The sequence below is a fragment of the Gordonia sp. NPDC003424 genome (genome assembly GCF_053588655.1).
In genome coordinates this window covers 192276-212578 of the sequence record NZ_JBSFQJ010000008.1, presented here as the reverse complement: position 1 = coordinate 212578, position 20303 = coordinate 192276, and the positions used below count along the sequence as shown (strand labels likewise).

The following is a 20303-nucleotide window of genomic DNA, read 5'->3' as shown; positions in this document are numbered from 1 at the left end:
GGTTGCGTAACGGCTGAAAAAACTCTGCCGTCACCGCTTGACATGCGCTTGTGGTGAACCGCACACTGTTGCGTAATACGAATCATGTTTCGTAATACGCACTCCAATTGAAGAAGCTCAGCGCGACTCGCAGAACTCCGATGTGATCGAAAGGCCGACCATGCTTGAAGTCTGTCCCCTCTCCGACCTGCCTCCGGGGGAGGCCCTCCGGGTCGACATCGAGCCCCCGATCGCGGTGTTCCACACCGAGGAAGGGGAGCTGTACGCCCTCGACGACACGTGCTCGCACCAGGACGCGTCCCTCGCCGACGGCTGGGTCGAGGGCTGCGAGGTCGAGTGCCCGCTGCATGCGTCGAAGTTCAACCTGTGCACCGGCGCCGTGGACGCACCACCGGCCAAGCTGCCGGTCCGGGCGCACACCGTGCACGTCGCCGACGGCATCATCCACGTCGAGTTGAGCACCGAGAAGCCGAACCTGCCGCCGGACATCCGCGCACGCCTGGCCCAGGAGGCGCAGGCATGAAGCACGTCGCCATCGTCGGTGCGTCGCTCGCCGGGCTGTCCGCCGCCCGCGCGCTGCGCACCCAGGGCTTCGACGGCCGGGTCACCGTGATCGGCGACGAGGCCCGCCGTCCCTACGATCGTCCGCCGCTGTCGAAGGAGTTCCTCGCGGGCACGATGACCGAGACCGACCTCGCTCTCGAGACCGACGACGATGACGCCCTCGACGCCGAGTGGATTCTCGGCAACGCCGCAGTAGGTCTCGACGCAGGCTCTGGCGCAATCGAACTCGCCGACGGCTCGCGCATCGACGCCGATGGCGTGGTCCTGGCCACCGGATCCCGCGCACGACGCTGGCCGGGCTGCGAATCGCTGGCCGGAGTGCACGTGATCCGCACCATCGACGACGCCCTCGCGCTGCGCGACGATCTCCGCCCCGGTGCGCGGCTCGTGGTGATCGGAGCCGGCTTCATCGGCGCCGAAGTCGCCTCCACCGCACGCAAACTCGGCATGGAGGTCACCGTCGTCGAGGCCGCGCCGACGCCGCTCGCCATCCAGCTCGGAGCTCGGCTCGGCTCGGTGGTGGCCGCCGCTCACGTGACCAACGGGACCGAGTTGCACTGCGGCGTCGGTGTCGCCGGATTGACCGGTACCGAGCGGGTGACCGGCATCGACCTCACCGACGGACGCCATATCCCGGCCGACGTCGTGGTGGTGGGCATCGGCGGCATCCCGAACACCGAATGGCTCACCGGGAGCGGCATCGAACTCGGCAACGGCGTCCTCTGCGGGGCCGGCGGCCAGACCACCGTCCCGAACGTCGTCGCGGTCGGCGACTGCGCCGCATGGTACGACGAATCCTGTGGTGCCCCAAGACGAGTCGAGCACTGGACGGGTGCTCTGGAACGACCGGCGATCGCCGTTTCGACCCTCCTCGCCGGCGGCACGCACTGCGGCACCGTGGCCAAGGCCCCGTACTTCTGGTCCGACCAGTACGGTTCCCGCATCCAGTTCGCCGGCGTCGCACAGGCCGACGACGAGGTCACCATCGAGATCGGTAGCTGCGAGGAACGAAGCTTCGTCGCCACCTACCGCCGCGACGGCCGCCTGGTCGCCGTCCTCGGTGTCGATCAGCCCCGACAATTCACCCGCTGGCGTCGTCAACTCGCGACTGCGCCGGCTCCTGCCTGACCCGCTGTACCCAGCCCCACACGACATCTTTGGAGGAAGACACGATGACCACTGCCCCTGAAGCCCCCGCCCTGCCCGAGAGCCTCATCTCCACCCTGCCCGGCCACTACTACACCGACCCTGCGGTGTTCGCTCTCGAACAGGAGAAGGTGTTCGAGGCCATGTGGTTCTGCGTCGTCCGCTCGGCCGACCTCGACAAGCCCGGCGCGTTCAAGACGGTCACGGTCGGCCGGGAGAGCGTCCTGGTCAGCCGGTCCCGCAAGGGCGATGTGCGCGCGTTCTACAACGTGTGCCGACACCGGGGCGCGCGGCTGTGCACCGAGGAGAGCGGCGAGGTGCGCCGATCGTTCCAGTGCCCGTATCACGCCTGGACCTACGACCTCGACGGCAAGCTCATCGCCGCCCCGAACCTGACCAAGATGCCCGACATCGACCGCCAGGAGTACGGCCTGACCAAGATCGCGGTCCGCGAATGGCTCGGCTATGTCTGGGTGTGCCTGGCCGACGAACCGCCGTCGTTCGAGGACACCGTGATGCAGGAGATCGTCGATCGGCTCGGCGATGTGGAGTCGATCGATCACTACACGATCGCCGACCTCGGTCTCGGCGAGCGCAAGGTCTACGACGTCAAGGCCAACTGGAAGCTCATCATCGAGAACTTCATGGAGTGCTACCACTGCGCCACCATCCATCCCGAGCTCACCGAGGTGCTGCCGGAGTTCGCCGACGGCTACGCGGCCCAGTACTACGTGGGTCACGGTGCCGAATTCGGTGACGACGTCAAGGGATTCACCGTCGACGGCTCCGAGGGCTTCGACCACATCCCCGGTGTCGGCGACGACCAGGACCGCCGCTACTACGCGATCACGGTGCGCCCGCAGGTGTTCGTGAACCTCGTGCCCGACCACGTGATCATCCACCGGATGTTCCCGATGGCCGAGGATCACACCATCGTCGAATGTGACTGGCTCTACATGCCGCACGTCGTCGAATCGGGCAAGGACGTCAGCCGTTCGGTCGAACTCTTCCACCGCGTCAACTCCCAGGACTTCGAGGCCTGCGAGCGCACCCAACCCGCGATGAGCTCGCGCACCTACCGCAACGGCGGTGTGCTGGTGCCCAGCGAGCACCACATCGGTGAGTTCCACAACTGGCTGCAGGCCAAGATCGCCGAGTGAACTGACCGACTGCGCTGTACGACGATCGGCCCCGGACCCGAAGGTCCGGGGCCGATTGCATTGGTGGGGCAACCGGACTGCCGGCTTCTGAGCGCGCGCCCTCCGATGCGGCGCCGAAGTAATCTGTGCCGCTGCAGGCGGTCAGCGTGGGCTGGGAAGAGTCGCAACCCTTTTCGCTGATCGATCTCGGTGCGGTCGTCGCAAGCTCCTCCCTTACTCGATCCAAGGAGTAAGCCCGCGAGCTTGCGCCCTTCGATGCGCTCGCAAGCCCGCTTATTCAGGAACCGGCCGCGCATCGAGATCAACGGTGAACGAGATCTCGATGCGGACCCTCGCAAGCTCGGGGCCTTACTCGATCAGCGGGGTGTGGCGACTCTTCGGATCACGTTCGCTCGCTTACTCATCAGCGGGGTGTGGCGACTCTTCGGATCACGCTCGCTCGCTTACTCATCAGCGTGGAGGGACTTTTCGGATCACGCTCGCTCGCTCACTCGATCAGCGGATCGCTCTTCGGGTCGGCGGGTGCGGCCGACCAGCGGAGGGCGGTTCTGTATCACAGAGAGGCGCTGCAGCGTTGTGCTGCAGCGCCTCTCGCGTTCCTCCGGGCTGGGTCAGGCGGTCACGTCTGCCGCCGCGGCACGATCATCACCGGGACCGGTACATGCCGGATGATCTTGGACGCCGCAGACCCGAGGAAGACCTGGGTGAGTGGGCCGGCCGCGCCCGAGCCGAACAGCAGCATGTCTCCGGACTTCCAGGCGATGTCGTCGACGGCGGACCCCCAGTCGGTGCCGGCACCGATCACCAGATCGACGTCGGGGAGGGAGACCGTCTTGCGTGCCTCGTCCAGTTGCGCGCCAACGGCTTCCATCGTCTTCTGCGCCCACTGTTTCAACACCAGGATCTCCGCGGACTGCTCGACCGCGCCGCCGAACATGGCTGTCGGACGGACGGTGAAGGACGCGATCCGCAGATCCACCTTCCAGCGTTTGGCCAGCTCGGCGCCGGTGTGGATGAGTTTCACCGTGTCGGCCCCACCCCCGTAGGAAATGGTGAGGCGCTGCAACGGAATCGGTGACAATGGATATCCGCGGGGAGCGATCGCCACCGGGACGGCAGCGGTGTGAACGAGCCGTTCGGTGACACTGCCGAGGGCGATACGACCTAGCAATCCCGACGACGACGAACCCACCACGACGACGCTCGCCTGATGTTCGGCGGCGAGTTCCATGAGCCCCCGCGGGATCGAATTCGCCTGGTGGATCACCAGACTGATGTCGAGGTCGGTGCGCATCGCGGCGACGACGGCTTCCAGCGACGCCATCGCGCGGGTGCCCAGATGCGCCTGGTACTCCCGTTCGACCTGATCCCCGGCCAACGGCTCGCTCTTCTCGAGAACCGCTGCCGCGACTATCTTCTCGCCGGTGGTGCGGGCGATCTGAGCGGCCAGATGCAGTGGGGCGCTGCCCTGTCGGCTTGCACTGAAGCCGGCGATGATCGTCACTGGGCGAGCTCCGCGCGCGATGCGGAAGCCGCAACGACGTGGGTCACGGGGATCTTCGGGAAGTCCGTGCGAGCGCGGTCGACGACGTCGAAGCGATGCCAGACCGAGGTCTCCGGGGGCAGCGTGGCGATCACGATCTGATCCGGTTTGAACGTGTCGACGGCATCGGCAAGGGCGCGCAGGGGTCGGTAATCCCCGCGGACGCCCTCGACATCGAGGTTCTCCGAGCGCATCGTCATCACCGTGTGGTCGAGCCGTTCCTGTGCGGCCTGCTGGGTGGCCTCGAAGACGTCGAGCGGGCCGTGGGTGGCCGCGACCCCGGTTTCGATCGGGCTGTCGGGGACGACGACGAGATACTTGGCGTTGCGGGCCGCGCCGATGCCCTGCAGTTCGCTCAGAAGCTCGGCGGAGTCGGCGGTTTCGTTGGCCAACACCAGGACTCGAGATGCCGGCTTGCTTGCCGCCGCGCCCTCGACCTCGGGTCGGCGTGCGATGAACCATTTGTTGGCCAGGTACAGCACGATGACCACAGCCCACGAGAGCAGACTCAGCACCAGCTGCGATCGGCTGTCGGACTCGATGCCCATCTGGGCCAGAATCGCCACGATCGCGGCGATCGTGAGGATCGACAGGACCGGGAAGAACCACATCTTGACCCGCAGGTGCCCCGATCCTTCGCGGTAGCGCAGGACGATCTGCGAGATGCCGATCAGGCAGTAGACGAACAGGATGATCGCGCCACTCGAGTTGAGCAGGAAGGCGAAGACCGTGTTGGGGGAGATTGCAGCCGCGATCACGCAGAGGAAACCGACGATCGACGACACCAGGATGGCCACCGCCGGGACACCGCGGCGGGTGACCTTGACGAACTGCTGTGGTGCCTCCCGGCGGGCGGCGAGCACGAACAGCATGCGCGATGCGGTGTACATCCCCGAGTTCAGGCAGCTCAGCACCGCTGTCAGCACCACCGCGTTCATGATGTGGTCCGCGTAGGGGATACCCATCTCGGAGAACGCCGCGACGTACGGGGAGGCGGCCAGGGTGTCGTCGTTCCAGGGGACGATCGTCACCAGGAGGAACATCGATCCGACGTAGAAGAGCGCGATACGCATGATGACCGAGTTGGCGGCCTTGGCCACGGCGCGCTCGGGATCATGGGACTCGGCGGCCGCGATCGTCGCGACCTCGGCGCCGGTCATCGAGAAGATGACGGTCACGATGGCCGCGGTGATCGCCCACGCACCGTTCGGGAAGAATCCGCCGTGCTCGTACAGGTTCGAGAAGTCCATCGCCTTGTGCGGCCACAGACCGAACACGTACGCGGCGCCGACGGCCAGGAAGATGATGATCGCCGTGACCTTGATGCCGGCGAACCAGAACTCGAACTCGCCGAAGGACGACACCGAGAGCAGGTTGGTCACGGTCATCGCGGTGAGCAGGACCAGCGAACACAGCCACAAGGGGATGCCGGGTATCCAGTACTGGACGATCTTGGCTCCGGCGATGGCCTCGAAGCCGACGATGATGACCCAGAAATACCAGTAGAGCCACCCGACGGAGAATCCCGCCCAGCCGCCGAGGGCGTTCCGTGCGTAGTCGGCGAAGGACCCTGTCGATGGATTCGCCACGGCCATCTCCGCGAGCATCCGCATCACCATGATGACGATGACGCCGCAGAGGGCGTAGGGGATGAACGCCGCGGGGCCGGTGGCGTGGATGACCACGCCCGAACCGACGAACAGGCCGGCGCCGATCACGCCGCCGATGGCGATCATCCTCAGTTGTCGCTCACTCAGACCCTTTTTCAGTTCGGGTGAAGCACCCATGGGCGCTCTCCAATCTCTCCGAGAAATTCAAGCGCGTCACTGCGCTCTGACGGGGCGACGTGTCCGCGGATACCTCATCGTGCGCCTCATCTGCACGCCCGACCATGGAATCCAACTGATACATCAGTAATATACTGTAAGCCCGGTCACGTATACGCTCAATAGCTGGAGAGAAATACGAGAAATGTCCGTTTAGCGCCCGGTGGTCAGCGCCTCGCGATCCACGTGGTCTTCAGACCGGTGAACTTCTCGATGGCATGGATGGACAGGTCGCTGCCGTACCCGGATGCGCCGAATCCGCCGAACGGGGTGCCGGGCGAGAGTGCGTCGACGGTGTTGATGGACACCGTGCCGGCGTGGAGCGCATCCGACATGCGCAGCGCCCGATCGAGATCGGCGGTCCATGCCGACGCGGCCAGACCGTAGGGCGTGTCGTTGGCCAGGGCGACGGCCTCGTCCTCACTGTCGAAGCCGAGCACCGCGAGCACCGGCCCGAAGATCTCCTCGGTCACGATCGTCGAATCGGTCGGTAGGTCGACGACGACGGTGGGCTCCATGAAGCAGCCGACCTCGCCGATCTGGTTTCCGCCCAGCACAATTCGGCCATCCTGCCGTGCCTTCTCGACATAGCCGAGGACGATGTCGAGCTGTCTGCGCGACACCATCGACCCGGCGGCCGATGCGGCATCGAGTGGATCACCCGGTCGGTATGTCGCAGCTTTCTCGACGACCTTCGCGACGAACTCGTCGAGGATCTCCCGCTGCACCAGTAGTCGGCTATTGGCCGAGCAGACCTCGCCCTGGTTGCCGAAGATCCCGAAGCAGGCCATCTCGGCGGCATGGTCGAGATCGGCGCAGTCGGCGAACACGATGTTCGGGCTCTTGCCGCCGCATTCGAGCCACACCTGTTTCATGTTGGATTCGGCGCTGTAGGCGAGGAACTTCTTACCGACCTCGGTGGAACCGGTGAACGTCAGACAGTTCACGTCGGGATGCAGGCCGAGCGCCCGTCCGGCGGTGGCGCCAAGGCCGGGCACGACGTTGAAGACGCCCGGCGGGATACCCGCGTCGAGGGCGATCTCGGCCATGCGCAGCGCCGACAGCGGCGACTCCTCGGCGGGCTTGAGCACCACCGTGTTGCCGGCCGCCAACGCGGGCGCCACCTTCCAGGCGGCGATGTCGAGCGGGAAGTTCCACGGCACCACCGCGCCCACCACGCCGAGCGGAACCCGGCGCACCATCGCGATGCTGCCGTCAGAGGTGGGCGGTAGCTCGCCGGGCAGCTTGTCCGCGGCCTCCCCGTAGTATCGGAAAACCGCTGCCGCACCGGGTACTTCGACGTCGTACGAGTCGCGGATCGGCTTGCCCATCTCCAGGGTCACCAACAGGGCGAGTTCGTCGATGTGGCGCTCGAGCAGATCGGCGAAGCGGTTCAGGATCGCCCCGCGTTCGGTCGCCGACAGTCCGGACCAGCGTCCGTCGTCGAACGCCCGGCGTGCGGCGCTGACCGCGGCGTCGACGTCGGGGGTGTCGCCCGCCGCCACCGCGGCGAGGACGTCGCCGGTCGCGGGATTGACGACGTCGAACGTGTCACCCGATGTCGCCGGGACCTGCCGGCCGTCGATGACGGCGTTGGTGGGGAACTTGATGGCGGCGGCGCGGTCGTGCCAGTCGATGGACGTGAGATCGGACATGCTGATGGTGGCTTTCTCGGGTCGGGTGTCGGTTCGTGCCGGTCTCGGTCAGGCGAGGTACAGAGCGAACTGCTTGAGCAGAGGCTCGGTGACGCGGTACTCGCCGCGCCAGCCGCGACGCAGAGTGAAGGCCTCGCCGGCCGAATACGTGTGTGCGACACCGTCGTCGCCGGTCAGCGTCACCGAACCCTCGAGCACGCGGGCATATTCGTCGCCGGGATACGACTCGATGTACTCGGTGTAGGGCTGTGCTTCCCACGATCCGACGATGAACTTCTCGTCGTCGCTGGTGAGGTGGATGGCCTCGCGTTCGCGTGGGTCGCCGTCGCGCAGTGTTTCGGTGGTGACGTAGGCGCTGGGCGTCATCGCGGCGCGTGCGGTCTCGTCGGCGCGGACGAGCTCAGGGGTGGTCAGTTCGGTTGTGGTCATCGGTTTCTCCTTTGGTGTGGGCCGGCTCAGCCGACGGGTTCGGTGAGGTCGGCGGATTCGAGGTCGATGGAGTCGGGTTGGGTGCCGGCCGCGCTGCGGGCGCGCAGGTAGCCGGCGACCGCGATGACGCCGAGCACGGCCAGGGTGCCGAGGGTGAACACCTCGAACCGCATCCGGGACACGCCCCACGTGTCGGCGAAGGCGTAGTCGATGCCGAAGAGGCTCTCGAGCGTGCCGGGGAACACGGCCACCCACACGCCCAGCGCCGCCCAGAAGGTCGTCAGGACCACGGCAACCGTCATGCCGGCGCGGCCACCGGGGACTGCGTACGGACGTGGGGTGCCCGCGTGGTTGCGCCGCAGACGAAGTGCGGCCGGGAAGACGAACAGGTAGGCGATCAACGATGTGGAGATCGTGATGGTGAGCACCACGGTGAAGGTGGCCGCGCTGTTGCCGCCGGAGAAGGCGACGCCGGCGAGCATGAAGCCGAGAGCGATTGCGCCGGTGAAGATCCCGACGCGCAGTGGGGCATCGGTGCGCTTGTCGAACTTGGCGAAGTAGGGGAAGAACCCACCGTCGCCGGCGGCGACGGCCAGTGCCCGGTTGGCCGCCATCGCCCAGGTGGCGCCGGTGATCCCGAGGGCGAGGATGAACGCGATCACCGCGATCTTCACCAATACCGAAGCGGCGGGACCGAATACGCCGAACACGGTGTCGACGGCTGCCATGAATCCGGCGATGCCGGTGATCTTGTCGGCGGGCAGCACGAGCAGCAGGGCCAGGACCGGCAGTGCGTAGACGAGGATGCCGACGAAACCGCCGAGCGCGATACCGCGCGGGACGTCGCGCTGCGGGTTGGCCATCTCACCGCCGGCCTGGCTGGGCACCTCGAATCCGACGAGTGAAAAGAGCAGCAGCGGAACGAGTCCCAGGAATCCGGTCATCGTCGGCGACCATGAGACCGCACCGATGCCGTGGAAGCCGTGCTGGATGCCGTAGATGAGAGTGGTCACCAGGAACACCGCCGCGAGGGCCAGTTTCAGGTATGTGCCGAGCCGGAAGATCATGCGTGCGCGCCGCATCGACAGCAGCGTGATGGCAACGGAGCCGACGACGAACGCGATCTTGAACGCGTAGTCGCCGACGGTGCCGGTACCGACCGGCCGGATGAAGCTGCTCCAGGCCTCGGTGCTGATGAAGGCGAGCGAGCCGCCGATCCACAGCGGGTTGATCGACCAGTACATGATGGTGGCGAGCGACCCGGCGAGGCGGCCGAAGGCGCGCTTCACCCACTCGTAGAGGCCACCCTCGTCGGGGAACGCGCTGCCGAGCTCGGCGGTGACGAGGCCGTACGGAATCATCCACAGCAGCGCCAGGACGAGCAGCCAGGTGAATGTCTGGCCGCCGAACGAGGAGATCTCGCCGACCATGTCGAGGCTGATCAGCGCCGACAGGATCATCACCGGGACGTCGAAGCGTTTCAGTGAGTGCCGCAGGTGCATCTCGGTGGGTGGTTCGAGAGTCGATGGTCCGGGCTGTGCTCCCATGTCGTAACTCCTGATCGGTGCGGGTGCGATCGTGCTTTGTACAAGCGTGGGACACCGGGAAGCATCTGTACAGTCGGTCTTTTCTTGCTTTAGGATCGGTCTGATCGATCCAATTGCGGGGCGGACCTGAGCGAGGTGAGTGATGGCCGATTACACGTTGCGGCAACTCGAATACTTTGTGGCAGTGGCCGAGGCGGGCAGTATCACGCGTGCGGCATCGACGGTGCACCTCTCGCAGTCGGCGATGTCCACCGCGCTGACGGATCTGGAAGGCGCACTTGGAGTTCAGCTGCTCGTGCGTCATCACGCCAAGGGCATCACGCTGTCGCCCGCGGGTCGCGAGCTCCTGGTCGCCAGTCGCCAGTTGTTGGCGTCGGCGGCGGACCTGCGGTCGGTGGCACAGGGGTTGGGCGGCTCGCTGTCCGGCACGCTCTCGGTCGGCTGTTTCGAGGTGACCGCGCCGTATCTGCTGCCCGAACTGCTCGCCACCGCCGCCGAGAAACTGCCGAAGCTGGAGTTGCAGACCGCCGAGGTCGATCTCGCCGACCTGGCCGAGGGCGTCGCCGACGGCACCTTCGAGTTGGGTATCGGCTACGACCTCGTCGACGACCCGCGGCTGCGGCGCTGGCCGCTACGGTCGCTGCCGCCGTATGTGTTGGTGGCCGGAGATCATCGACTGGCCGATCGGCGCAAGGTGCATCTGGCCGATCTGGCGGACGAGCCGATGGCTTTGCTCGACCTCCCGCACAGCCGCGATTACTTCCGGCGCGTGTTCGCCGAGGCGGACGTGACGCCGAACGTCCGGTACCGCTCGACGACGGTGGAGACCTGCCGCTCGCTGGTCGGCCGTGGGCTCGCGTACACCGTGCTCAATCTGAAGTCGGCGGTGCCGATGGCGCTCGACGGTCACCGGGTGGCGGCGGTACCGATCGCCGACGACGTGCCCGCGCTCACCATGGTGTTACTGAATGCCGTTGCGGCCAAACCAACCCGACGCGCGAGCGTGGTCGCGGAGTTGTGTCGGGACCTGTTCGGGAGCGACGCGCGCTGAGTTCGGCGGGGAGCCATCCCCGCTGATCGAGTAGCGAAGTCCGAGTGGCGCCGCGCGTATCGAGGAGACCCCGCAGCCTGACCGCTGGTCGAGTAGCGACGTCCGAGCGCAGCGAGGCCGACGCGTATCGAGACCTCGCACACCTGCCCGCCGGTCGAGCAGGCTCCCCTCCGCTGGTCGAGTAAGCGACCGAGCTTGCGAGGCCGCGCATCGAGACCACTTCCGTTGGCAGACAGGTGATCTCGGTCTCGATGCGCACGGCTCCTTCGTCGCCGCGCTTACTCGACCCACCGGATGCGGCGCGTCGCACGCTCGGAGCCTCACTCGGTCGGTGGGAGAATCCCCGCTGGTCGAGTAGCGACGTCCGAGCGCAGCGAGGCCGACGCGTATCCGCCGGGCTGAGCTTGTCGAAGTCGAGACCATCGCGCACGCCGACGATTCTTGTCGTACCCCTGTTATAGGTTGTTGTCAGCAGGAAAGAGAAGATGAAGGGCCGCACCACCGCGCTGTCGGGTGGTGCACGAGTCAGAGATGAATGTGGTTGTCCTGCAGTCATGCCCGCATCTCTGAAAGGCTCGTCGTGTCCGCGTCTGCCGGTTCGCCCACCACACCCTCGGTGTGGCATGAGCTGCCGGCACCCTTTGCCGGGGACATCGCACTCGACACCGTCGACCAGGCACCGACCAACACTCTGCTCACCGGCATGCGCGAACTGCACCGCGGACAGTCCCACCTCGCCTACCGCGAATACCGCTACGCCGCGACCCTCTACGACCGCTACGTCGCCGCCCGCGAGGACACCGACGGGTTCGTCGTGGACGGATTCGCCGACGCCGCCACCCGCATCGCGCAGGTGCTCACCGTGACCCGGTATCGGGCCGAGCGGTTGCTCACCGAGGCGATCGCCCTGCGTGACCGGCTCCCGGAAGAGTTCGAATGTCTCGGCGACGGGGTGATCAGCCCCGCCCAGGCCCGACAGATCATTCTCGACACCGACCTGATCGACGGCCAGTCCTATAGCCCGCAGGTCGATGCCGAGATCGCCCAACGCCTGCGCGCCGGCAGCTACTCCACCCAACGGTTGCGGGACATGGTCGACCGGATCATCTTCCGCCACGACCCCGACGCGGTGCGCGAGCGTCGCAAGGACGCCCTGGACAAACGTGGTGTGTGGGTGGAGAACCGTGGCGACGGCACCGCGGAACTTGCCGCGGTGATGTCGGCGGAGAACGCCCGCATCGCCTTTGCCAACATCGAGGCGGTCGCCGGCCGGGTGTGTGAGCACGACGGCCGCACCAAGAACCAACGGCTCTCCGACGCCGAGTTCGCGCTGCTGAGTGCCAGCGAGTTCGCGTGTGAATGCGGCCGCGACGACTGCCCGGTCACCACACCCACCCTCGACCTCACCACCGACACCGGTGTCGACACCGACCACACCACCGACACCGATGCCGAGACCCGGCCGACCGCGTCAACAGCGCTGGTCCCGGTCGCGCCACGGGTCGTCATCCACGTCGTCTGCGACGAAGCCACCCTCGAGGGCCGAGCGAACAACCCGGGTTTCATGGACGGACACGGCGTCATCGACGACGCCCACGTACGCGAACTCGCGGCCCGATCGGATGCCCGGATCTCCCACTTGATCCCGCCGGGCACCCCGATGGACCCCGACGGGTCGTTCACCCTGCCCGGGTCGATCCCGTCGGACCCGTACCGGTCCAGTACCGCACTGGATGAGTTCATCCGCATCCGGCACGGCTACTGCACCGAACCCGGCTGCGGGACGAGTGCGTGGCAGTGCGACGGCGATCATGTCGCCGAGTACGACCACGACGATCCATCCGCCGGTGGGCAGACGACTTCGGAGAACATGAACCCGAAATGTCGGCCCTGGCACTTGCTGAAAACGTTCGGCGAGTGGCTCGATGACATGGGGCGCGACGACGACGGGCGGCTGCGCACCGAAACCATCACCCCCGAAGGACTCGTCATCCCCGGCGAGGCCGAAACCCTCGAAGACCTCTTCCCCGGGCTGCGCCGTATCCGGTTCACCGCCCGACCCCAAGCCCCACCCCAGAATGCGCCGCCACCGATACCACGGCCGACCCGCACCCGGACTCGGACGGCGAACAAACATGCCCGCAGGCGGGCAGAGAGGAACCGCAACCACAAACGCCACCACGAGGGCCCGCCACCACCGTTCTGAATCCTGCTGCGCCGGTGGGCCCTTCGTGACACAACCGAGTCACGAAGGGCCCGGTCCCGGCTCCACCGTGGTAGCCGGCGCAGGCGCCCGGTCCCCGGCTACACCGTGGCAGCCGGCGCAGGCGTCCGGAACACCGGCTCGATCGACAGCTGCGTCACCTCGCGCCGGAACGGCACCGGGTCGTCGTTCTTGGGCACGTCGAGTTCCTCGGCGAAACGATGCCCGGACCACACGGCGGCCGCGATCGTCGACGGCGCCCAGGCGTCGCCGACGCCGGTGATACTGCGTACGCCGGCGGCCTCCCACTCGTCGCGGCGGTCCTGCAGTGCGGTGTACAGCTCGTCGTGCGGAAGGCGTGCGGTCACCATGACGACGGCGTCGGCGTCGAGTTGCCCTGTGCGGCCGGTGAATCGGCACGCGGTGTCGACGCCGGAGGCGGTAACGGCGGTGATCGCGGTGTCGGTGCGGACCTCCACACCGGCTTCGATGATGCGGGCGCGGATGCGGTGGGCCTCCATGGTGTTTGTCGTCCACTGCGAGACCTGGGGGACCGGGGTCACCAGGGTGACCGAATACCCTTCCTTGGCAAGGAGTTCCGCGAGGACTGCGCCCATGTAGTAGTGATCGTCGTCGAACAGGACGACCCGGTTACCCGTCGGGCGCGTGCCGGCCATGATGTCGTCGGGGGTGATGACCTCGGTGGCCGTGTCGATGTCGATCGGGTGCGTGTGCCAGCGGCCCACGCCGTCGCGACGCCAGGAGGATCCGGTCGCGACCACGACGTGATCGAAGCCGTAGTCCAGGATGTCCTGGTCGGTCATCGGCGACTCGCGATAGACCTCGACGTTGTCGAGTCGGTCGAGTTGCTGCAGGCGGTAGTCGATCACCCGGATCCACGCGGACAGGCCGGGGAGTTTCGACTCGCGCGCCACCCGGCCGCCCAGCGTGCGCGATGCCTCGGTCAGCGTCACCTGGTAGCCGCGATTGCCTAGGGAGCGTGCGGCTTCCAGTCCGGCGGGCCCGGCGCCGACGACGAGGACCGACGACTCCGAGGCGGCCGGTGCGATGCGCTCGGGATGCCAGCCGCGACGGAACTCCTCACCCATGGTCGGGTTCTGGGTGCAGCGGATCGGGGACATGGTGAAGTCGCCGGACACGCACATGTTGCAGCCGATGCACTCGCGGATGTCCTCGAGGTCGCCGCGTTCGATCTTGTTGGGCATGAACGGATCCGCGATCGACGGGCGAGCCGCGCCGATGAGATCGAGGATGCCACTCTTGACGTGACGCACCATGGTGTCGGGCGAGGTGAATCGGCCCACCCCGACGACCGGCTTGGTGGTGAACTGCTTGAGACCGGCGACGAAGGGCTCCTGCTCGGCCTCGGGACCGAATCGTGAAGTGACCGAGTCGTCTTCCCAGCTGCCGAGCACGAGGTCCCACAGATCGGGGTGCTCGCCGATGAGACCGAAGACGTCCTCCATCTCGGCGCGGGTGATGCCGTCGTCCCCGAGGAGTTCGTCGACCGAGATGCGGCAGGCGACGGCGGCCTTGCCGTCGGCGATCTCGCGGGTGTCCTCGAGGATTTCGCGGATGAGGCGGACGCGGTTCTCCAGGCTGCCGCCGTACTCGTCGGTGCGGTTGTTGTAGCGCGGGGAGAGGAAGTGGTGCAATCCGCCGATGGCGTGACCGGCATAGACATAGACGATGTCATAGCCGGCCTTCAGCGAGCGGTGCACCGAATCGGCATGCCATTTGCGGAGATCGACGATGTCGGCCTTGGACATGGCGCGAGCCTGGACCGGGTCGAGGTTCCACGACACGACGGGCAGATGCTGTGGGCCGAGCGGGGTTTCGCGGCTGATCAGGTTCGGACTGTTGAGTCCGTTGTGCGCCAGCTCGATTCCGGCGAGCGCGCCACCCTCGTGGATCTGCTCGGCGATGCGGGCGATCGCCGGCATGTCCTGGTCATCCCAGAGACGCAACTCGATGAACGGGCCGATGTCCGAGGTCGGGTGGATCTCGACCTGCTCGGTGCACACCACCGCCCAGCCGCCCTCGGCCTTCACGCGGCGCATCGCGGCCTCGCCCGAGGGATCGCGGTATCCCATGCCGTTGCAGTGAGGGACCTGGAAGAACCGGTTGCGGGCGGTGACCGGGCCGATCTGGACCGGTTCGAACAAGATGTCGTAGCGAGGGTCGCGCATGAGGATCTCCGTCGAGGGTATTGGGGTCGGCCGGGCTGAGGGCCTCGTTCTTTGCGACCAATCGCAAAGAATGATTCGACGGTATCGCGGTTTTTCCCATGGTCAAAGCCGTAACGGAGATCTCGTCCCACAAAGATCCGATGCCCTACTTCGGTGGAATCGATGCAGATCAGCGAAGTTCGTGGTTGCGCCGAGGGTTGGTGACGAGGCAGTATCGGCAACCATGGCCCGCCCCCGCAGACAAGACGCCCGCCGCGCAGAAATCGTGACCGCGGCGACGGTTGCGATCGCCGAGCGGGGCCTCATCGGACTGCGAGTCAAGGACATCGCCACGGCGGCCGGACTCTCCCCGGGTTCGGTGGCCTACTACTACCCGGAACTCGACGACCTCCTGCTCGCCGTCCACGAGGCGGCCGTCACCCGCTTCTACCGAGAACGGCAAGCCGCGATCGACGGTATCGCCGATCCGGTGCTGCGGCTACGGATACTCATCGACCTCGGCGTCCTCGACCCCGACGATCCGATGGCGGTGGCCCTCTACGAGTTGCACCTGCACAGTTCGCGAGAGAAGCGGCACGCGGAACTGATGTCGCACCTGTTCGAGCTCGAGGTGTCGCTGTACCGCTCGGTGATCGACGACGGGGTGGCGGCAGGGGTGTTCAGCCCGGTCGCCGGCAGCGCACGGATTGCCTCTGCGACAGTGGTTCTCGAGGACGGATTCGGGATACACCTGGTGGGCCGGAACCGGCATATGGATGGTGCCGCGGCGCGGAGTGCAGTGCAGGGATATCTCGCCGCGACGCTCAACTGTGCCGAACTCGTCGGCGGGCGAACGAGGTGAGGCTCGCGCCGTCCCTCACCTCCGCGCGCTCGCACAGCGATTACGCGTCAATTATTGACGCGTAATCGCTGTGCGTGCGCGGTTATCCGGACGGCTCGTCCCGCACAGATTCTCTGGACTCAGCACGCTGTCCAGTACTGCGGGGTCGACGAGGGCCGAGCGCCGCACCAGGTCCGGGATCGATGCACCGGTGGCGATGGCCTCGGCAACCAGCGCCGTCGCGGCTTCGTAGCCGAGGACTGGGTTGAGCGCGGTGGCAATGCCGGCCGAACCGAACACCGTGTCGCGCATGCGATCGGCATTGGCGGTGATTCCGGCGATGCAGCGTTCACCCAACACCCCGACCGCGGCGGTGAGGTGAGTGAGCGACGACAGCATCGCTCGCGCGATGATCGGCTCAAAGGCGTTGAGCTGCAACTGCCCGGCCTCGGCGGCCATCGTCACGGTGAGATCGTTGCCGATCACCTCGAAGGCGACCTGATTGACCACCTCGGGGATCACCGGGTTCACCTTGCCCGGCATGATGCTCGAACCGGCCTGCACCGCAGGCAGATTGATCTCGCCGAGACCTGCGCGCGGGCCCGAGGACAACAGACGCAGATCGTTGCAGATCTTCGACACCTTGACAGCCGCGCGCTTCGTGACGCCGGACAGCTGTACGAAGGAGCCGACATCCGACGTCGCCTCCACGAGATCGCCGGCGGTGGTCAACGGCAGTCCGGTGATGGCGCGCAGGTGGTTGCACACACGTGCGGCATACTCCGGATGGGTGTTGAGGCCCGTACCGATTGCGGTGCCGCCCAGGTTGATCTCGGCGATCAACGCACATGCCTCGTCAATCCGGTCGGCATCCTCGCCGATGGTGACCGCGAACGCGCCGAACTCCTGGCCGAGGGTCATCGGGACCGCATCCTGCAACTGTGTTCGTCCCAGCTTCAGCATGCCGGAGAACTCGTCGGACTTTGCGGCGCAATGTCGAACCAGCTCTCTCAGAGCCGTTGCGAGAGAGCGGGATGCGCTGCCGAGGGCGATCTTCACCGCGGTGGGGTAGACGTCGTTGGTGCTCTGCCCGAGGTTGACGTGCTCGAGAGGATGGATGACGTGGTACGCGCCGCGCGGATGGCCGAGGATCTCCAGGGCTCGGTTCGCGATCACCTCGTTGGCGTTCATGTTGCTCGACGTCCCTGCGCCGCCCTGGATTTGGTCGACCACGAACTGGTCGTGCAGCGCGCCGTTCCTGATCTCCGTGCAGGCGGCGATGATCGCGTCGGCGATGGTGTCGTCGAGCAGGTGCAGTTCTCGATTCGTCTCCGCGGCTGCCTGTTTGACGGCGGCAAGTGCGACGACGAGGTCGGCATGACGGGAGATGGGGACGCCGCTGATCGGGAAGTTCTCGCACGCGCGGGTTGTGTGCACGCCGTAGTAGAGGTCGGCGGGGATGTCGCGGTCGCCGAGGAGGTCGTGTTCGGTGCGGGTGGGGGAGGGTGTCATCGGGCTTTCTTTCTTTGTGGGCGAGGAGGTCTCGATGCGGTCGTCGCAGGCTCCTCCCTTACTCGACCGGCGAAGGTGGAGGTGGTCTCGATGCGGTCGTCGCAGGCTCCTCTCTGATCCAGGGGTCTCCCCGCTGATCGAGTAAGCGAGCGAGCTTGCGAGCCCGCGCATCGAGATCTGCTGCCGGGGTCTCGATGCGGCGCCGGTTCCTCTCTGATCCAGCGAGGGTTGCGATTCTTCCTGGTCACACGCTGGCCGTCTGCGGCGGCCCAGATTGCTTACTCGACCGGCGAAGGGCGAGGAGGGGCGCGGGCGGCTAGTTCTGCCCCGACCCGGCAAGCAGGCGGTGGCGGATGTTGGCGGTCTGGGCCGCATCGACGACGGTGCCGGCCAACGCGACCGCGCCTTGCGCGATGGCGGTTTCGGCGGCGGGCGTCATGGTGGCGGCGGCGAACTCGGGCTGATGGTTCACCGCGGGAAGCGAGTCGATGCCGATGTACGGGTGGATCGCCGGAATCACCTGCGACACATTGCCCATGTCGGTGGACGCCCGCGCCATCGTCGCGTCGGGACCGGAGCCGAACCGCCGGCCGGCGGCCAAGGCTCGTTCTTCGTAGCGCGCGAGAAGCTCCTCGTCGGTGCGGAACTCCGCGTATGGCTTCGATTCCGGGGTGACGGTCAGCTCGGCGCCCGACGCGAGCGCGCCGGCCTCGAAGCAGCGCATGACGCGGGGCTCGATCTCGGCGAGTTCGGTCAGTGTCTCGGCCCGCACATACCAGCGTCCCTCGGTGCGCTCGGCGATCGCGTTCGGCGCCTCGCCGCCGCGGGTCATCATGCCGTGCACACGCACCGACGACGGAAGTTGCTGTCGCAGTAGCCCGATCGCGACCTGCGCGATGGTGAAGGCATCGGCGGCGTTGACGCCGCGCTCAGGGTAGGCGGCTGCATGCGCCGACTTCCCGTGATACGAGATGTGGCTGTGCGACACCGCAAACGGGCGGGCGCGGGCGACGTCGGCCGGTCCGGGATGCACCATCGCGGCGGCATGGAGGCCGTCGAATCCGCCGCGTTCGAGTAGTTCGATCTTGCCGCCGCCGCCCTCCTCGGCCGGGGTGCCGACGACACTCAGGGTCAGTCCCAGGTCGTCGACCAGTGGTGCGAGCGCGGTGGCGGCACCGACGGTGATGGCAGAGATCAGGTTGTGGCCGCACGCGTGACCGAGGCCGGGCAACGCGTCGTATTCGGCGCACAGGGCGATGTGCAGATCACCGTCGCCGATGCGCGCGACGAATGCCGTGTCGAGGTCGCAGAACGCTTCGGTGACGGTAAAACCGTTGTCCGCCAACTGGCCTGCGACCCGGCGTGCCGACCGCACCTCCTCCCACGCAACTTCGGGATGCTCGAACAGGTCACGGGAGAGCGAGATCAACTGCGGATGCGCTTGGGCGACCCGGGTTTCGATCGCTGCGTCGACGGCGTTCACAGGTCCCCCGGAACCCCGTAGGAGGGCGCCCGGGTCGGGTCGACCCCGCGTACCTGGTAGTCGTTCTTCTGCGGCTGCCACACCTGCCACAGCGCCGACAGATCGGCGAGTGGATCGTCGGACCAGTCGACCCGGAGATCGGTCACCGGCCACGAAACATCCTCGACCACCAGCAGTCCCGCGGAATGAACCGGTCCGGCTTCACCGCCGGCGGCCAATGCGGCACGTAAACCGTCGATCAGCCGCTCTTCGAATGCCTCAGAGGAGCTGTCGGCGTAACCGGCAAGCAGTGCGTCGATGACTCCGGTGTCGGCCAGCAGGTTTCCTGCCGACACGGCCTCGCGGCCCTGCACCGCCGAGTACACACCGAGGCTCAACGACCCGGAGTGTTCCGCGGTCACGCCGTTGGCGTCGACGACGGTCACCTGCCGATGGTCGGGGTAGTTTTCCACGGCCAGAGCGGCTTTCAACGCCGTATCCGCATCGGAACCGGCGGCCAGTCCGTCGAGCACGGCCGTCCCCAACGCCGGATTCGTGATGTTCTGCGATGCCACCACGCCGACTCCCGCGCGCAGGTGCGCGCAGCGGGCGGCCACGGCGGGACTCGACGAGCAGATGACGATGCCGAACGCCCCGGTCGCAGCGTCGCGGGCGACGAGCGACATGGTCATCGGACGGCATCCTCGGGTTCGCTGAGAACGGCGGTGGCATCGATCTCGACCAGCCACTCGGGACGGGCGAGCGCCTCGACGACCAGCCCGGTGGACACCGGGAAGACACCCTTGAGCCAGCGGCCCATGATCCGGTACACGGTCTCCCGATAGCGGATGTCGGTGAGGTACACGGTGACCTTGACGATGTCGTGCAACGAGCTGCCCGCTTCGTCGAGCAGCATCGCGATGTTGCTCATCGCCTTCTCGGTCTGGACGGCGACATCGCCGATCCCGACCGATTCGCGGGTGTCGAGGTCCTGGCCGATCTGGCCGCGCAGATACACCACGCCGCCGGCCACAACCGCCTGGCACAGATCGTTGTCCAGGTTCTGCTCAGGGTAGGTCTCTTTGGTGTTGAAGGGGCGGATGCGGGTGTGGGTGGTCTGGGGCGACAGTGCAGTGCTCATGGGGCACAGTCCTTTCGGGTCGGAAGGGTGGACT

The 20303-nt window shown here is 66.7% G+C and carries 16 protein-coding genes; 6 read left to right on the top strand and 10 right to left on the bottom strand.

Going from position 1 to position 20303, the window contains the following annotated elements:
* Nucleotides 1-160: 160 nt before the first annotated feature.
* Genes ACWDTI_RS14390 through ACWDTI_RS14380 form a run of 3 tightly spaced genes read left to right on the top strand, consistent with a single transcriptional unit; the run spans nucleotide 161 to nucleotide 2870 of the window.
* Nucleotides 161-523 (top strand): bifunctional 3-phenylpropionate/cinnamic acid dioxygenase ferredoxin subunit, encoded by a 363-nt coding sequence (locus tag ACWDTI_RS14390; RefSeq protein ID WP_449738768.1) that lies wholly within the window; start codon nucleotides 161-163, stop codon nucleotides 521-523.
* Nucleotides 520-1692, top strand: coding sequence for an NAD(P)/FAD-dependent oxidoreductase (locus tag ACWDTI_RS14385; protein ID WP_449738767.1), 1173 nt, complete (start codon nucleotides 520-522; stop codon nucleotides 1690-1692). Before ACWDTI_RS14390 ends, ACWDTI_RS14385 begins: the two co-directional genes overlap by 4 nt.
* Nucleotides 1693-1736: 44 nt before the next feature.
* A complete protein-coding gene (locus ACWDTI_RS14380) occupies nucleotides 1737-2870 on the top strand; it encodes an aromatic ring-hydroxylating oxygenase subunit alpha (protein WP_449738766.1) in 1134 nt (377 codons plus the stop codon).
* Between the two features lie 619 nt (nucleotides 2871-3489).
* Here ACWDTI_RS14380 and ACWDTI_RS14375 read toward each other — a convergent pair.
* From ACWDTI_RS14375 to ACWDTI_RS14355, 5 genes are all read right to left on the bottom strand, one after another.
* A complete protein-coding gene (locus ACWDTI_RS14375; protein WP_449738765.1) occupies nucleotides 3490-4374 on the bottom strand; it encodes a universal stress protein in 885 nt (294 codons plus the stop codon).
* Nucleotides 4371-6200, bottom strand: a complete 1830-nt coding sequence (locus ACWDTI_RS14370; protein WP_449738764.1) for an amino acid permease — start codon at nucleotides 6198-6200, stop codon at nucleotides 4371-4373. Before ACWDTI_RS14370 ends, ACWDTI_RS14375 begins: the two co-directional genes overlap by 4 nt.
* A 206-nt stretch (nucleotides 6201-6406) precedes the next feature.
* The gene (locus tag ACWDTI_RS14365; protein ID WP_449738763.1) at nucleotides 6407-7894 is read right to left on the bottom strand and encodes an aldehyde dehydrogenase; all 1488 of its coding nucleotides are present in this window, start codon (nucleotides 7892-7894) and stop codon (nucleotides 6407-6409) included.
* Nucleotides 7895-7942: 48 nt separating this feature from the next.
* The gene (locus ACWDTI_RS14360; RefSeq protein ID WP_449738762.1) at nucleotides 7943-8323 is read right to left on the bottom strand and encodes a cupin domain-containing protein; all 381 of its coding nucleotides are present in this window, start codon (nucleotides 8321-8323) and stop codon (nucleotides 7943-7945) included.
* Nucleotides 8324-8349: 26 nt separating this feature from the next.
* Nucleotides 8350-9870, bottom strand: a complete 1521-nt coding sequence (locus ACWDTI_RS14355) for an APC family permease (protein WP_449738761.1) — start codon at nucleotides 9868-9870, stop codon at nucleotides 8350-8352.
* Nucleotides 9871-10012: 142 nt separating this feature from the next.
* Between ACWDTI_RS14355 and ACWDTI_RS14350 the strand changes: the two genes are divergently transcribed.
* The gene (locus ACWDTI_RS14350) at nucleotides 10013-10921 is read left to right on the top strand and encodes a LysR family transcriptional regulator (RefSeq protein WP_449738760.1); all 909 of its coding nucleotides are present in this window, start codon (nucleotides 10013-10015) and stop codon (nucleotides 10919-10921) included.
* Nucleotides 10922-11456: 535 nt separating this feature from the next.
* The gene (locus tag ACWDTI_RS14345; RefSeq protein WP_449738759.1) at nucleotides 11457-13127 is read left to right on the top strand and encodes a DUF222 domain-containing protein; all 1671 of its coding nucleotides are present in this window, start codon (nucleotides 11457-11459) and stop codon (nucleotides 13125-13127) included.
* A 98-nt stretch (nucleotides 13128-13225) separates the two neighbouring features.
* Here the strand turns inward: ACWDTI_RS14345 and ACWDTI_RS14340 are convergent, their stop codons facing one another.
* The gene (locus ACWDTI_RS14340) at nucleotides 13226-15334 is read right to left on the bottom strand and encodes an oxidoreductase (RefSeq protein ID WP_449738758.1); all 2109 of its coding nucleotides are present in this window, start codon (nucleotides 15332-15334) and stop codon (nucleotides 13226-13228) included.
* Between the two features lie 223 nt (nucleotides 15335-15557).
* Here ACWDTI_RS14340 and ACWDTI_RS14335 point away from each other — a divergent pair, with 223 nt between their 5' ends.
* Nucleotides 15558-16175: a TetR/AcrR family transcriptional regulator gene (locus ACWDTI_RS14335; RefSeq protein WP_449738757.1), complete on the top strand. Its 618-nt coding sequence runs from the start codon at nucleotides 15558-15560 to the stop codon at nucleotides 16173-16175.
* 51 nt (nucleotides 16176-16226) lie between these two features.
* Here the strand turns inward: ACWDTI_RS14335 and ACWDTI_RS14330 are convergent, their stop codons facing one another.
* From ACWDTI_RS14330 to ACWDTI_RS14315, 4 genes are all read right to left on the bottom strand, one after another.
* Entirely contained in the window at nucleotides 16227-17666 is a 1440-nt protein-coding gene (locus ACWDTI_RS14330) for an aspartate ammonia-lyase (protein ID WP_449738756.1), read from the bottom strand.
* Between the two features lie 316 nt (nucleotides 17667-17982).
* On the bottom strand, nucleotides 17983-19149 hold the full coding sequence (locus ACWDTI_RS14325; RefSeq protein ID WP_449738755.1) for a M20 family metallopeptidase: 1167 nt from the start codon (nucleotides 19147-19149) through the stop codon (nucleotides 17983-17985).
* Nucleotides 19146-19820 (bottom strand): DUF1028 domain-containing protein, encoded by a 675-nt coding sequence (locus tag ACWDTI_RS14320; RefSeq protein WP_449738754.1) that lies wholly within the window; start codon nucleotides 19818-19820, stop codon nucleotides 19146-19148. The genes ACWDTI_RS14325 and ACWDTI_RS14320 overlap by 4 nt, the downstream gene beginning before the upstream one ends.
* Nucleotides 19817-20269, bottom strand: coding sequence for a RidA family protein (locus tag ACWDTI_RS14315; RefSeq protein ID WP_449738753.1), 453 nt, complete (start codon nucleotides 20267-20269; stop codon nucleotides 19817-19819). Before ACWDTI_RS14315 ends, ACWDTI_RS14320 begins: the two co-directional genes overlap by 4 nt.
* Nucleotides 20270-20303 lie beyond the last annotated feature (34 nt).